Source organism: Faecalibacterium sp. 7 (assembly GCF_049562865.1).
GTDB classification, from domain to species: domain Bacteria; phylum Bacillota; class Clostridia; order Oscillospirales; family Ruminococcaceae; genus Faecalibacterium; species Faecalibacterium wellingii.
Window position 1 is genome coordinate 2,976,857 of the sequence record NZ_CP186911.1, and the last position, 12,367, is coordinate 2,989,223.

Sequence of the window (12,367 nt, forward strand, 5' to 3'; positions counted from 1 at the left end):
AGAATGCAAAGTTGGACAGCCTGCTCTCCGGCATCCAGTACGCCCCCGATGATCCGGACGCCGCGGCTCTTGCCGCGCTGAGCGCCCAGACCGAGCCGGATGCCGCGCTTGCCCTGCTGGACGCGCTGCTGGCCCGTCAGCGGGCCGCACAGGAAAGCACAGCTGCCGCCCTGAAGGACACCGAAGCGCAGCTGGACGCCGTACAGCAGCAGCTGGGTGCGGCACAGCAGGCCCGGCAGCTGGCAGAGCAGCTGGCTGCAAAGCAGGCTGCCCTTGCCGCCGCGCAGCCCGTACTGGAAGCCGCCCGGGCCGAGAGCGCCCGTCATGCAGGCGATGCCGCACAGCTGGACCTGCTGGCTGGGCAGGCCACACAGGCCAAAGCCGCCCTTGCCGCCTATGACGAGCTGGAACGGCTCTGCCGCCAGCAAGGCGCTGCCCGGGACGCCGCACAGCTGGCCCGGGCGCAGGCCGCACAAAAGCGCGCCCAGCTGGAAGAACTGGCTGCAAAGCTTGCTGCCGATGAACAGGAGCTGGACGCTCTGGCCGACGCTTCCACCCGCAGGCTGGCGCTGGAAACGCAGGAAAAGGAGCTGGCCCAGCGCGGCACGGCGCTTTCCACCCTGACCCAGCGGCTTACCGCCTGCCAGCAGCTGGCCCAGAAGGCCCACCGGGCACAGGAAGCCTACCGCACCGCCGCCGAAGCCAAGGCGCAGGCGCACACCCGCCGGGATGCTCTGGACCGGGCATTTCTGGACGCACAGGCCGGGCTGTTGGCCCAGAGCCTGACTGAGGGTGCTCCCTGCCCGGTATGCGGCAGCACCCACCACCCGGCCAAGGCCCAGCTGCCCCGCACCGCCCCCACGCAGGCACAGGTGGACGCCGCCAAGCAGGAAGCCGAGACTGCAGATGCCCTTGCCCAGAATGCCAGCGCCGCCGCGCAGAGCGCCAACGCTGCCGCAGAGGAAGCCCGCCGCTCTCTGCGCCGGGATGCCGAGGACCTTCTGCCCGAACGGTTCACCGCGCCCGACGGCCCGGTGCAGCTGACCTTCAAGGGAATGAGCGCCGTGCTTGCCGAGGAGACCGCCGCACTGCACGCGGCACAGGCCGAATGCACCGCCGCCCTGCGCCGGGCCGCAGCCGACTGCACCCGCCGCACCGCATTGGAGGCCGACCGGCAGACGAGGACCCGCCAGCGCCCGGCACTGGAACAGGCGGCATCCGAGGCAGACCGCTCTGCCGCCGCGCAGGCCGCACAGGCCGACGCACTGGAACAGCAGATCGCCGGGCAGCGTTCTGCCCTGCCCTACCCCCAGCGAGCCGAAGCACAGGCTGCGCTGGATGCACTGGAAGCCCACCGCACCGTTCTGCGCACCGGCATGGAGCAGGCACAGGCTGCCCTCAAGCGGGCGGAGCAGGCGCAGGCCGCCGCGCAGGCCGCCGTGGATGCCCTGCAGGCGCAGCAGACCGCCGCAGCACAGGCCGTGCCCGCACAGCCACTGGAAGAGTTACAGGCCCTGCAGACCCGGCTCACCACTGCCCGGAGCGCTCTGCGCGAGCAGGCACAGCAGCTGGCAGCACAGCTGCTGCCCAACTGCACTGCGGCAGAAAAATACCGCGCAGCCACTGCCGCCCGCACCCAGCTGGAACAGCGCTGGCAGTGGGTGAGCGCCCTTGCCGCCACAGCAGGCGGCACCCTGACCAGCAAGCAGAAGATCCGGCTGGAAGCCTATATCCAGATGAACTATCTGGACCGCATCCTGCGCCACGCCAACACCCGCCTGATGCAGATGACCGCCGGGCAGTACGAGCTGGAGCGCATCGGGGCAGAAAACCAGCGCAGCCAGTCCGGACTGATCTCGGCGTCATCGACCACTACAACGGCACCCGCCGCAATGTCAAGACCCTTTCCGGCGGCGAGAGCTTCAAGGCTTCGCTGGCGCTGGCGCTGGGCCTTTCGGACGAGGTGCAGAGTGCCGCAGGCGGCATCCGGCTGGACACCCTCTTTTTGGACGAGGGCTTCGGCAGTCTGGACGAGGAATCGCTGGAACAGGCCATGCGGGTGCTGGCGGGGCTGACCGAGGGCGACCGGCTGGTGGGCATCATCTCCCATGTGAGCGCCCTGAAGGACCGCATCGACCGGCAGGTGGTGGTGCGCAAAGCCCGCACCGGCGGCTCTACCGTAGAACTGATCGTGTAATGGCTGCTAACCGGGGCGGCGGGCCGGGAGTTTCTCTGAGGACCGTCCGCTGGGGTGGGACCCTGTTGCCCGCAGGGCAATAGGGCGGGCGATGGAATGGCCTACAACAACAGTGACTGCCGCCATTGGCGGAAGCAGGGAACTGTTGTTGGGGCCGTGGCCAGCAAGATGCGAGCGACAGCGAAGCAGATGCTGGGTGCCACAACCCGAACTCGTGTCCGAAGAGAAAGCTACCGGTTCACCGCCCTGACAGCGGGACGGAGTGTCCGGTACCGAGCCCCCTTTATAAGTTACATCTTTCCGGGGCATCCTATGGGCGGAGGTGATTTTTCAATGAACTCTCTCACGCCCTTCATCCGCCACGAGATGGACGAACAGCCCGGTGCTTCTTCCGCACCGGAAAACAGCTGCTCCCGCTGCAGCCCGCCGCTGGGCAAAGAACCTGAACCACCGGAGGCCCCCGTCATCCTGCCGCCCGGCGATTCCACTGCCCCCGGCACACAGGTGCCGCCGCACGTTGAAACGCCGGGCCAGACGCCCCACCCGGACACCGGCAGCACCCCGCAGGGTGTGCCCATGACCGACGGCACTCCTGTGGCCTGCCGCCAGAAAAACGCCAAAGATTTTTTAGCCGGAGACGTGCAGACCAGCGTGATGGCTCACTATGCCCCCGGGCTGTTCAGCACCGGCCAGCACACCCACTCCCGCCATCCGGCCCCGGACGAGGACACCGCCGCCGTGCTGGAACTTGTGGACTGGCGGGAAGAATCCCCCTATGGCTAAAAATTTTTCAAATTATTTTCGCTCTACCTGTTGAAATCTTCGTCCGCTTCCCTTATTATGGTAGCAAACAAAGATAAAGGCAGGTTTTGCATCATGGCAGAGATCAAATACGAAGTAGTTCAGCGCATTGCAGTGCTCTCGGAGCGTCCCCGCGGCTGGGAGCGTCAGCTGAACCTCATCAGCTGGAACGACGGCGAGCCCAAATACGACATCCGCGACTGGTCCCCGGACGGCACCCGCATGGGCAAGGGCATTTCCCTGAGCCATGACGAAATGGCCATCCTCAAGGGCCTGCTGGACGAGCTGGAGCTGTGAGCATGGGCGACCGCGAAGAGTTTTTGCAGATCTGGAAGCAGCACGTCACCCGCCCCGGCAGCGAAAAGCTGCTGGACTGGCTGGACCACAAGACGGATTTCTTCACGGCACCGGCCTCCACCCGGTTCCACGGTGCCTGTGAGGGTGGGCTGTGCATGCACAGCCTGAACGTCTATCACGCGCTGCACGACACCTTTTTTGCCGAGGGCGACAACGAGGAGAGCTTTGCCATCTGTGCACTGCTGCACGATCTGTGCAAGGCCAATTACTACAAGCCCGGCACCCGCAACGTGAAAAACGAAGCGACCGGCCAGTGGGAAAAGGTGCCCAGCTACAGCGTGGAGGATCTGTTCCCCTACGGCCACGGCGAAAAGAGCGTATTCCTCATTGAGCGGTTCATGAAGCTGCGGGTCGAGGAGGCTGTTGCCATCCGCTGGCACATGGGCGGCTTTGACGATGCGGCCCGGGGCGGCTGCTTTGCCATCTCGGAAGCCTACGACAAGTATCCCCTTGCCGTCAAGCTGCACATCGCCGATCTGGAAGCCACCTATCTGATGGAGCATCGCACCAGCGCGGTGCGCTGAAACCGCAAAGAATAAGCCCGGACAGGCCGCAGTTTTCTCTGCTGTGCCTGTCCGGGCTTTTTAAATCGGATCGCCTGCGGGACGGATGAGCGCAAAAAAGGACTGCCGCCCCATCCGGTGCAGCAGTCCCTTTTTTATTTCGGTTCCTGTCCCGCAGAAGCGGAGCATCCCAGCCAACGCATCATGCGCCCATCATATCGTCGAACCAGTTCATCAGCTCCACCGAGAGGTGCTCCAATCTGGTCTGGGGCTTCCAGTCCGGCTGAGCCGGCTGCGGAGCTTCCGGCTCGGGCTGCGGGGGCTGTTCAGCCTCCGGCTCTGGTCGCGGGCTCTGGGCAGCCGATGGTTCCGGCTGCGGTGGCGTATGTGCCGCAACCGGCACAGGCCGCACAGCTTCCGCATGGCGGGCCAGCTCCTGACGCAGCTGCTCTGCATGAGCGCCCGCACACTCAGCCTCCTGCCGCGCCTGTTCACAGGCCGCTTCCAGCTGGGCATTTTCCTGCCGCAGTGCCGCCATCTGCCGCTCGCAGGCAAACAGACGGGTCTGGTAGCGGGGATTCCTCCGCACTGGCAGCTGCCAGCTTGCGGTTCAGCTGTTCCAGCTGGGCACACACCGCTTTGGGCGGCTCTGCCGAAGCCTTTGCCGCGGCAGACTGGGCACAGCGCTGCCGCGAACCATTGTTCTGCTGCCTGCCCTGCGCCATGGTGTCCCTCCGATCCATCCGTTACGCCTGTATGCTTATTTCCCTGTTTTTATCTGCGCTTGTTCAGCATGGCCATCAGCTGATCGTAATAGCCATTGTCGCTGTTGTCCTCTTCCACCGGCTTTGCAGCAGCGGAAGCAGCCGGTGCTGCGGCAGAAGGCTCCTGCGCTGCCGCCTCGCTGCTGAACACTGCAGACGGAGTGGACTGTGCGCCGCCCATGGCATTGCTGATGCTGCTGCGCAGATCGTTTGCGCTCTTGTTGTCAAAACCGGTGGCAACAACGGTCACGCGCATCTCGTCCGAGAGGTTCTCGTCGAACGCAGTACCCCAGATGATGTTTGCATCCGGATGTGCGCTCTGGGTAATGAGGCCTGCTGCGGTCTCCACATCCTCCAGACCGATGTCCGGGCTGGAAGTGATGTTGATGATCACGCCGTGTGCACCGGCAATGCTGGTCTCCAGCAGCGGAGAGGAAATGGCAGCCTTGGCGGCGTTCTCGGCCTTGCCTGCGCCCTTTGCGCTGCCCACACCCATGTGTGCGTAACCGGCATCCTTCATGATGGAGCGCACGTCGGCGAAGTCCAGATTGATGAAGGCGGGCACATTGATCAGAGCAGAGATGGACTCAACGCCCTGACGCAGCACGTTGTCTGCTGCCTGGAAGGCATTCATCAGGGTGATCTTTTCCTGACTGATCATCTTCAGTCGCTCATTGGGGATGACGATCAGGCTGTCCACATGCATGAGCAGGTTTGCAATGCCCTGCTCTGCCAGACCCATCTTGCGCTTGCCCTCAAAGGAGAAGGGCTTGGTGACGATGCCCACGGTCAGGATGCCCAGATCATGGGCGACCTCGGCCACAACGGGAGCCGCACCGGTGCCGGTGCCGCCGCCCATACCGGCAGTGATAAAGACCATCTGAGAGCCCTTGAGTGCATTTGCGATCTCGTCCTTGCTCTCCTCGGCAGCGCGCTGGCCGATCTCCGGGTCTGCGCCTGCGCCGCGGCCCTTGGTCAGCTTGGAACCCAGCTGCACCTTGGTGGCAGCGTGGTTCTTGGCCAGAGCCTGCTGGTCCGTATTCATCGCGATAAATTCAACGCCCTGCAGACCATCGCTGACCATGCGGTTGACTGCGTTGCCGCCGCCGCCGCCAACACCGATCACCTTGATCGTCGTAACGTTTTCGTCCATTTCTTCATCGAGCATGAGTGCCATAACTTTGTCCTCCATCGGATTTTATCTAGAAGTGCGCGGAACGCACAGAAAGTATCCCGTTTACATTTATATAACTGTATCGTATCATCTTTTTGCCCTGAATGCAAGTCAAATTTGCTTTTTTGAAGGTGTTTTTTTCTCGCAGGTGCTCCCGCACGGCATTTCCCGCTCAATTTGGGCACCAAGTTCCGTCAGCATCTGCACAAAACAGGCATATCCGCGGTCGATATGGCCGGTGTCTGCAATGCGGCTGCGGCCTCTTGCCGCCAGCGCCGCGATCACCAGCGCAGCCCCGCCGCGCAGGTCCGGGGCCGCCGCCTCCGCGCCCTGCAGCTGCCGCACCGGCCGGATGTGCAGTGTGCGCTGCTGCACCCGCACGTCCGCTCCAAAGGCCGCAAACCCATCTGCGCAGGCAAACCGCCGCTCAAACACCACATCCTCGATGCTGCTCACGCTGTCGGCGCACAGCATCGCCGCTGCCAGCAGCGGAGCCGCATCGGTGGCCAGTGCCGGATACACCCCGGTGAACACCCTGCCTGCCCCGTGCAGTGCACCGGACCGGACAATGACCGCACTTTCGGGCCCGGTTTCTATGCCGCACCCCATTTGTGCCAGAATTTCAAGCAGCGGCGCATAAACTGCAGGCGCGCAGCCGGTCAGCTCCACCCTGCCGCCTGCCGCCGCACAGGCACAGGCAAGGGTGGAGGCCACGATGCGGTCTGCCATGGGCGCAAAGCTGCAGCCGTACAGCACCCGCCGCCCCTGCACCCGGACCGTGCCGGTGCCTGCCCCCTGCACGCAGCCGCCGCAGCGGTTCAGGAATGCCGCCAGATCGACGATCTCCGGCTCCCGCGCCGCACCGCGCAGCACGGTTTCGCCCTGCGCGCAGACGGCCGCCAGCAGCAGCGTTTCGGTGGCCCCCACACTGGGGAACCCCAGCGTGATGTCCGCACCGTGCAGCCCCGCCGGGGCGGTCAGGATCAGCCGTGTCCCCTCCTCGCGGCAGTGCGCTCCCATCTGCGCAAGGCCGGAAAGATGCAGGTCGATGGGCCTTGCGCCAATGCGGCACCCGCCGGGCAGAACGGTCTCCACCCGGCCAAGCCGTGCCAGCAGCGGTGCGCAGAACAGGATGGATGCCCGCATCTGTGCTGCGGCCTCTGGCTCCAGACGGCAGACCGACGGCATGCCTTGCACCGTGATGTCACTGCCCTGCCAGCGGGCCGTGCACCCTGCGCCCCGCAAAAGGACAAGGCTGGTGTCCACATCCGCAAGCTGCGGCACCGCCAGCAGCCGCACCGTGCCGCTGCACAGAAGGGACGCCGCCAGCAGCGGCAGGACACTGTTCTTGGCTGCAGGGATGCGCACCGTACCGTTCAGCGGCACACCGCCTGTAATGATCAGATCTCCGCCCATGCAAAAACCCCCGTTCCGCAAAAGATACCTCATGCTATGCGGAACGAGGGCAGTTTGTTTCTATTTGTTCTGCGGCCCGTGTTTTATTTGTCGGGTCATTTGTAGCGTTCCGGGGCCGGAACATACCGCTTTAAGGCGCGGAACGTCCGGTTTTACATCTCTCCGCGGGACACCGACAGCACGATGCCCATTTCGCCCAGCAGCATCATCAGGCTGGTGCCGCCGGAGGAGAAAAACGGCAGGCTGATGCCGGTATTGGGGATGGTGTTGGTGACAACGGCCATGTTCAGCACCGCCTGCAGGGCCACCTGCACCACAAAGCCCACCACCAGCAGCGCCCCGAACCGGTCCGGCGCGTGGGCCGCCAGCGTGACGCCCCGCCACAGCAGCAGCGCAAACAGCAGGATCACCCCGCAGGCCCCCACAAAGCCCAGCTCCTCGCACAGGATGGAAAAGATAAAGTCGTTCTGGGGCTCGGGGACGAACAGGTGCTTCTGGCGGCTGCTGCCTAGGCCCAGCCCCGCCGCGCCTCCGCTGCCGATGGCATACAGGCTCTGGATGGTCTGGTGGCCGTCCCCCAGCGGGTCGGCAAAGGGGTCCAGCCATGAGCTCAGGCGGTTGGCTGCATAGGGTACAAGGTCCGGCATGATGGCAATGGCCGCACCGATGGCCGCTGCGCCGCCCACCCCCGCCAGCACGAACCACCGCAGCCCGGTGCCGCCCACGAACATCAGCACCGCACCAATGCACAGGATCAGCACCGTGCCGGAGAGGTGCGGTTCCAGCAGCATGAGCACCGCCACCACCCCCAGCACCAGCGCAAAGGGCAGCACCCCTACCGCAAAGCTGCCCATGCGGTCGTGGTTGAGGGAAATGATATGCGCAAACACCAGCACCACCGCAAACTTGGCGATCTCGCTGGGCTGCAGCGTTCCAAGGCCCGGCAGCACCAGCCAGCGTTTGCAGCCGTTGTACTCCGGCATAAAGAGCACCGCTGTCAGCAGCACCATGGAAAGCCCCAGCAGCGGCCATGCCAGCTTATGATAGATGTGGTAATCCACCCGGCTGGCCGCCCACATGGCCCCGATGCCCAGCGCCGCATACAGCAGCTGGGGCCGCAGGTAGGCAAAGGCATCGTTCCTCCGGTACAGCGCCACGGCACTGCTGGCACTGCCCAGCATCACAAGACCGAACCCCACCAGCGTGAGCACCAGCACCAGAAAGGGCAGGTCCATGGCCGGCAGACGGCGCAGCGGCAGGCCCCGCCCTGCGTGGGTGTGCACCCCGTGGGCTGCGGCTTTCGGCATCTGCATCACCTCCGTTCCCTTATTGTACGCGGCGGCGGTGCCGGTTAGTCATAGGCCCGGCGCACCGGCGCATACATTCCATTTGAAAGAGAGGTGCCCGCCATGCCAAAACCGGAGCCACGGCCCCTGCGCACCCTGCCGGAACGGGCATTCCGTGCCCGGGCACGGCTGGTGGCCGCCCTGTTGTGCTGCGTCTGCTTTGCAGGGTTGGCCGCACGGCTGGCATATCTGCAATTATTTACGGGCAGCTGGTACACCAGCCGTGCGCTGGGCCAGCAATTGCGGGACACCGTGGTGCCCGCCGACCGGGGCCGCATCTACAGTGCGGACGGCGCGCTGCTGGCCGCCAACAGCAGCTGCTGGACCCTGCGGGCCTCCCCGCGTGAAATGCCGGAAGAAAAGCTCAGCCTTGCCGCAGACGGCCTTGCGGAGATCCTGGAGCTGGACAGAGCCTCATTATTGGAAAAGTTCAGCGACCGCCGCTCCAACGACTGCCTGCTGCGCTACCGTGTGGAGCGGGACACCGCCGACCGGGTGCGGGACTTCTGCGAAGCAAACGGCATCACCGGCATCCGCATCAATCAGGACTCCAAACGCTGGTATCCGCAGGGGGAGTTTCTGGCAAGCGTGCTGGGCTTTACCAACGTAGACAACGCCGGTGTGAGCGGGCTGGAGCTCAAGTATAACGAGGTGCTCACCGGGCAGAACGGTGTGGTGCTCACCGCCGTGAACGCATGGGGCTATACGCTGGAACAGAGCTACGAGACCGAGCGTGTACCGCTGGAAGGCAGCGGCCTGCGGCTGACCATCGATGCCAGCATCCAGCACTACCTCGAAAACGCCCTGACCTATGCTGTCAGGGAGCACCATGTGGCGGCACGGGCTGTGGGCATCGTGATGGACGTGAACACCGGGGCGGTGCTGGCCATGTCCACCACCCCTGCCTACGACCCCAACCAGCCCCGCGTCATTTACGACGCCGCCGCCCGGCAGAGGGTGGACGCGCTCTCCGGCAAAGAGCGCACGGCGGCACTGCAGCTGGCCCAGCAGACCCAGTGGCGCAACAAAGCCGTCAGCGACCTGTACGAGCCGGGCAGCGTGTTCAAACTCATCACCTGCGCCGCCGCGCTGGATGCCGGGGCTGTGAGCCCCCATTCCACCTTTTACTGCGGGGACTCCATCTCGGTGGCAGGCACCCGGTTCCACTGTGCCAATCACAAGCGCCACGGCAGCCAGACCGTGACGCAGGCGCTGGAAAACTCCTGCAACCAGAGCTTTATCCAGATCGGGGCCAGGCTGGGCAAAGAGGCCTTCTGCGATTATTTTGCCGCTTTTGGCCTGCGGGAGCCCACCGGCATCGACCTGCCCGCCGAGCCGAAAAAGAGCCTGTACTACACCGCCGACCGCATGGGCCCGGTGGAACTGGCGTCCTGTGCCTTTGGCCAGAGCAGCAAGATCTCCTACATGGAAATGGCCGCAGCCGTGTGCGCCGTGGTGAACGGCGGAAAGCTCATGCAGCCCTATCTCGTCAGCGACATCCTGAACCCGGATGGCAGCGTATTGCAGCACATCGACCCGGTGTGCCGGCGGCAGGTCATCCGGCCGGAGACCTCCCGGATCATGCGCGGCATGATGGAGGCCGTGGTGCTGAACGGCGGTGGGCGCTATGCCCAGATCCGGGGCTATCGGGTGGGCGGTAAGAGCGGCACCAGCCAGAAGCTGGACAGCGCCGATGAAAAAGCCCGCATTGCCAGCTTTGTGGCTGTGGCCCCCGTCGATGACCCGCAGTTTCTGTGTCTGGTCTGTCTGGATGAGCCCCACAGCTGGACCACTGCCGGCGGCAGTCTTTCGGCCCCCGTGTGCGCCGAGGTGCTGGAACAGACGCTGGTGTACAAAGGTATCCCCCGCGCCGCCGAGCCGGAAGCGGATGCCGGTCCCGCCCAGACCGCCGCAGACCTGCCCGCAGACGGTGACAGCTTTGACGGGGCGTAAACGGTTTTGAACGCTCGCCGCTGCGCTCTGGGCATTTTTAGCGGAATTATTTTTATTTTGCAATACAGAAAAAAGCCGCCGCACATCTTCTGTGCAACGGCTTTTTAAATGTTTGCTCTTTAATTCTGGTGCGGCTGGTCGCGGAAGACGATCTCGCCGGTCTCGCTGTTCATGGAGTCCACGATGGCAAGGCTTTCCAGCTGGATGCCCTTGCTGCGGATCAGCTCGCCGCCCTGCTGGAAGCCCTTTTCCACGGCGATGCCGATGCCTTCCACGGTGGCGCCGGCTTCCTTGGCCAGATCCAGCAGGCCCATCAGAGCGCAGCCGTTGGCAAGGAAGTCGTCAATGATCAGCACATGATCCTCTGCCGTGAGGAACTTTTTGGAGACAATGACGTTGTAGATCTTTTTGTGGGTGAAGGACTGGATCTTGGTCTCGTAGTTATCGTAGTCCAGATTGATGCTCATAGACTTTTTGGCGAACACCACCGGCACATTGAACTCGCTTGCCACCACGGCTGCAATGCCGATGCCGCTGGCCTCGATGGTGAGCACCTTGTTGATGGTCTTGCCGGCAAACAGGCGCTTCCACTCCTTTGCCATTTCACGGAACAGCGGAATATCCATCTGGTGGTTGATAAAGCTGTCTACCTTGAGCACGTTGCCCTCGCGTACAATACCGTCCTTGCGGATACGTTCTTCCAGCATCTTCATAGCGAACCAGTTCCTCCAAGTCTATTTTCCATCTCCGTGCACTCTCCGGCACACATGTTTTTTATTTCATATAGTATACCGGATGCATCCTGCTTTGGCAAGAGCTTTTCTTGCCAAAGTTCAGCCCTTTCGGCCCTTGTACTTTTTGCAGAATTGAGTATACTAGAATTAGTATAAAGGGTTGTCCGGCAGCTGTGTGCCGGTACTGCGGAGAGGGAGAGCTGTATGAAAACTGGACTTGTGCTGGAAGGCGGCGCCATGCGCGGAATGTTCACCGCCGGCGTTCTGGATGTGTTGATGGAGCACGGCATCGTGCTGGACGGTGCCATCGGCGTTTCTGCCGGTGCAGTGTTCGGCTGCAACTATAAGTCGCACCAGATCGGGCGCACCATCCGCTACAACACGGAATACTGCACCGACAAGCGCTACGCCAGCTTTGGCAACCTGCTGCGCACCGGCAATCTGTACAGCGAGCAGTTCTGCTACCACACCGTACCGGAAAAGCTGGACATCTTTGACTCCAAGGCTTTCCGGGAGAACCCCATGGACTTTTTTGTGGTGTGCACCGATGTTCGCACCGGCGACCCCATCTATCACAAGTGCCGCACCGGCGACGCCGAGGACATCCAGTGGATGCAGGCATCGGCCTCCATGCCGCTGGCCTCAAAGATTGTGAAGATCGGCCACTACCAGCTGCTGGACGGCGGCATTGCAGATTCCATCCCGGTGCGGTTCTTTGAGTCCATCGGCTACAAGCGCAACCTGATCGTGCTGACCCAGCCCAAGGGCTTTGTGAAGAAGAAAAACAAGATGCTGCCCGTCATCCGGGCGCGTTACCTGCGCTATCCGGCCTTCGTGGATGCCGTGGCCGACCGCCACGAGCGCTACAACGAGACCCTTGCCCATGTTTCCATGCTGGAACAGACGGGTAAAGCCTTCGTCATCCGCCCGCCCATCCCACTGGAGATCGGCTCCATGGAGCGCGATGCAGCCCAGCTGCGCCGTGTTTACGACACCGGCCGTGCCGTGGCCGAGATCCAGGTGGACAAGATCGCCGCATTCGTAAATGAATCCAAGGCCGCTGCCGAGGAATAACAGCCGCCTTTCAGGGTGATGTCTCTGCACTTGTGCAGGGCACCACCC

At 63.4% G+C, this 12,367-nt stretch carries 12 protein-coding genes; 6 read left to right on the plus strand and 6 right to left on the minus strand.

Annotated elements, in window-relative coordinates:
• Nucleotides 1-1,108 precede the first annotated feature (1,108 nt).
• From ACKXF7_RS14900 to ACKXF7_RS14915, 4 genes are all read left to right on the plus strand, one after another.
• Nucleotides 1,109-2,197 carry an SbcC/MukB-like Walker B domain-containing protein gene (locus tag ACKXF7_RS14900; RefSeq protein WP_423742644.1) on the plus strand — a complete coding sequence of 363 codons (1,089 nt, stop codon included), beginning with the start codon at nucleotides 1,109-1,111 and terminating at the stop codon, nucleotides 2,195-2,197.
• A gap of 333 nt (nucleotides 2,198-2,530) precedes the next feature.
• Nucleotides 2,531-2,980: a hypothetical protein gene (locus ACKXF7_RS14905; RefSeq protein WP_423741737.1), complete on the plus strand. Its 450-nt coding sequence runs from the start codon at nucleotides 2,531-2,533 to the stop codon at nucleotides 2,978-2,980.
• 93 nt (nucleotides 2,981-3,073) lie between these two features.
• Nucleotides 3,074-3,295 carry a YdbC family protein gene (locus ACKXF7_RS14910; protein WP_120079997.1) on the plus strand — a complete coding sequence of 74 codons (222 nt, stop codon included), beginning with the start codon at nucleotides 3,074-3,076 and terminating at the stop codon, nucleotides 3,293-3,295.
• 2 nt (nucleotides 3,296-3,297) lie between these two features.
• Nucleotides 3,298-3,879 (plus strand): hydrolase, encoded by a 582-nt coding sequence (locus ACKXF7_RS14915; protein WP_249238322.1) that lies wholly within the window; start codon nucleotides 3,298-3,300, stop codon nucleotides 3,877-3,879.
• A 181-nt stretch (nucleotides 3,880-4,060) separates the two neighbouring features.
• Here the strand turns inward: ACKXF7_RS14915 and ACKXF7_RS14920 are convergent, their stop codons facing one another.
• The 5 genes from ACKXF7_RS14920 to ACKXF7_RS14940 form a co-directional block, all read right to left on the minus strand.
• Nucleotides 4,061-4,396 carry a hypothetical protein gene (locus tag ACKXF7_RS14920; protein WP_423741738.1) on the minus strand — a complete coding sequence of 112 codons (336 nt, stop codon included), beginning with the start codon at nucleotides 4,394-4,396 and terminating at the stop codon, nucleotides 4,061-4,063.
• Complete coding sequence (locus tag ACKXF7_RS14925) at nucleotides 4,350-4,601, minus strand: hypothetical protein (RefSeq protein ID WP_423741739.1); 252 nt, start codon at nucleotides 4,599-4,601, stop codon at nucleotides 4,350-4,352. The genes ACKXF7_RS14920 and ACKXF7_RS14925 overlap by 47 nt, the downstream gene beginning before the upstream one ends.
• 31 nt (nucleotides 4,602-4,632) lie before the next feature.
• On the minus strand, nucleotides 4,633-5,799 hold the full coding sequence (ftsZ, locus tag ACKXF7_RS14930; RefSeq protein WP_249238320.1) for a cell division protein FtsZ: 1,167 nt from the start codon (nucleotides 5,797-5,799) through the stop codon (nucleotides 4,633-4,635).
• A 108-nt stretch (nucleotides 5,800-5,907) separates the two neighbouring features.
• Nucleotides 5,908-7,212 (minus strand): UDP-N-acetylglucosamine 1-carboxyvinyltransferase, encoded by a 1,305-nt coding sequence (locus ACKXF7_RS14935; protein ID WP_423741740.1) that lies wholly within the window; start codon nucleotides 7,210-7,212, stop codon nucleotides 5,908-5,910.
• A 152-nt stretch (nucleotides 7,213-7,364) separates the two neighbouring features.
• Complete coding sequence (locus ACKXF7_RS14940; RefSeq protein ID WP_423742645.1) at nucleotides 7,365-8,447, minus strand: FtsW/RodA/SpoVE family cell cycle protein; 1,083 nt, start codon at nucleotides 8,445-8,447, stop codon at nucleotides 7,365-7,367.
• Between the two features lie 174 nt (nucleotides 8,448-8,621).
• Here ACKXF7_RS14940 and ACKXF7_RS14945 point away from each other — a divergent pair, with 174 nt between their 5' ends.
• The gene (locus ACKXF7_RS14945; protein ID WP_423741741.1) at nucleotides 8,622-10,511 is read left to right on the plus strand and encodes a peptidoglycan D,D-transpeptidase FtsI family protein; all 1,890 of its coding nucleotides are present in this window, start codon (nucleotides 8,622-8,624) and stop codon (nucleotides 10,509-10,511) included.
• Nucleotides 10,512-10,630: 119 nt separating this feature from the next.
• Here ACKXF7_RS14945 and ACKXF7_RS14950 read toward each other — a convergent pair whose 3' ends face one another.
• Nucleotides 10,631-11,224: a xanthine phosphoribosyltransferase gene (locus tag ACKXF7_RS14950; protein ID WP_249238316.1), complete on the minus strand. Its 594-nt coding sequence runs from the start codon at nucleotides 11,222-11,224 to the stop codon at nucleotides 10,631-10,633.
• A gap of 225 nt (nucleotides 11,225-11,449) precedes the next feature.
• Between ACKXF7_RS14950 and ACKXF7_RS14955 the strand changes: the two genes are divergently transcribed.
• A complete protein-coding gene (locus ACKXF7_RS14955) occupies nucleotides 11,450-12,319 on the plus strand; it encodes a patatin-like phospholipase family protein (RefSeq protein ID WP_423741742.1) in 870 nt (289 codons plus the stop codon).
• Nucleotides 12,320-12,367: the final 48 nt, after the last annotated feature.

Coding starts and splice junctions, on each gene's coding strand:
- ACKXF7_RS14900 (WP_423742644.1), top strand. CDS start 1,109: ATGCACCGCCGCCCTGCGCCGGGCCGCAGCCGACTGCACCCGCCGCAC.
- ACKXF7_RS14905 (WP_423741737.1), top strand. CDS start 2,531: ATGAACTCTCTCACGCCCTTCATCCGCCACGAGATGGACGAACAGCCC.
- ACKXF7_RS14910 (WP_120079997.1), top strand. CDS start 3,074: ATGGCAGAGATCAAATACGAAGTAGTTCAGCGCATTGCAGTGCTCTCG.
- ACKXF7_RS14915 (WP_249238322.1), top strand. CDS start 3,298: ATGGGCGACCGCGAAGAGTTTTTGCAGATCTGGAAGCAGCACGTCACC.
- ACKXF7_RS14920 (WP_423741738.1), bottom strand. CDS start 4,396: ATGGCGGCACTGCGGCAGGAAAATGCCCAGCTGGAAGCGGCCTGTGAA.
- ACKXF7_RS14925 (WP_423741739.1), bottom strand. CDS start 4,601: ATGGATCGGAGGGACACCATGGCGCAGGGCAGGCAGCAGAACAATGGT.
- ftsZ (WP_249238320.1), bottom strand. CDS start 5,799: ATGGCACTCATGCTCGATGAAGAAATGGACGAAAACGTTACGACGATC.
- ACKXF7_RS14935 (WP_423741740.1), bottom strand. CDS start 7,212: ATGGGCGGAGATCTGATCATTACAGGCGGTGTGCCGCTGAACGGTACG.
- ACKXF7_RS14940 (WP_423742645.1), bottom strand. CDS start 8,447: ATGGACCTGCCCTTTCTGGTGCTGGTGCTCACGCTGGTGGGGTTCGGT.
- ACKXF7_RS14945 (WP_423741741.1), top strand. CDS start 8,622: ATGCCAAAACCGGAGCCACGGCCCCTGCGCACCCTGCCGGAACGGGCA.
- ACKXF7_RS14950 (WP_249238316.1), bottom strand. CDS start 11,224: ATGAAGATGCTGGAAGAACGTATCCGCAAGGACGGTATTGTACGCGAG.
- ACKXF7_RS14955 (WP_423741742.1), top strand. CDS start 11,450: ATGAAAACTGGACTTGTGCTGGAAGGCGGCGCCATGCGCGGAATGTTC.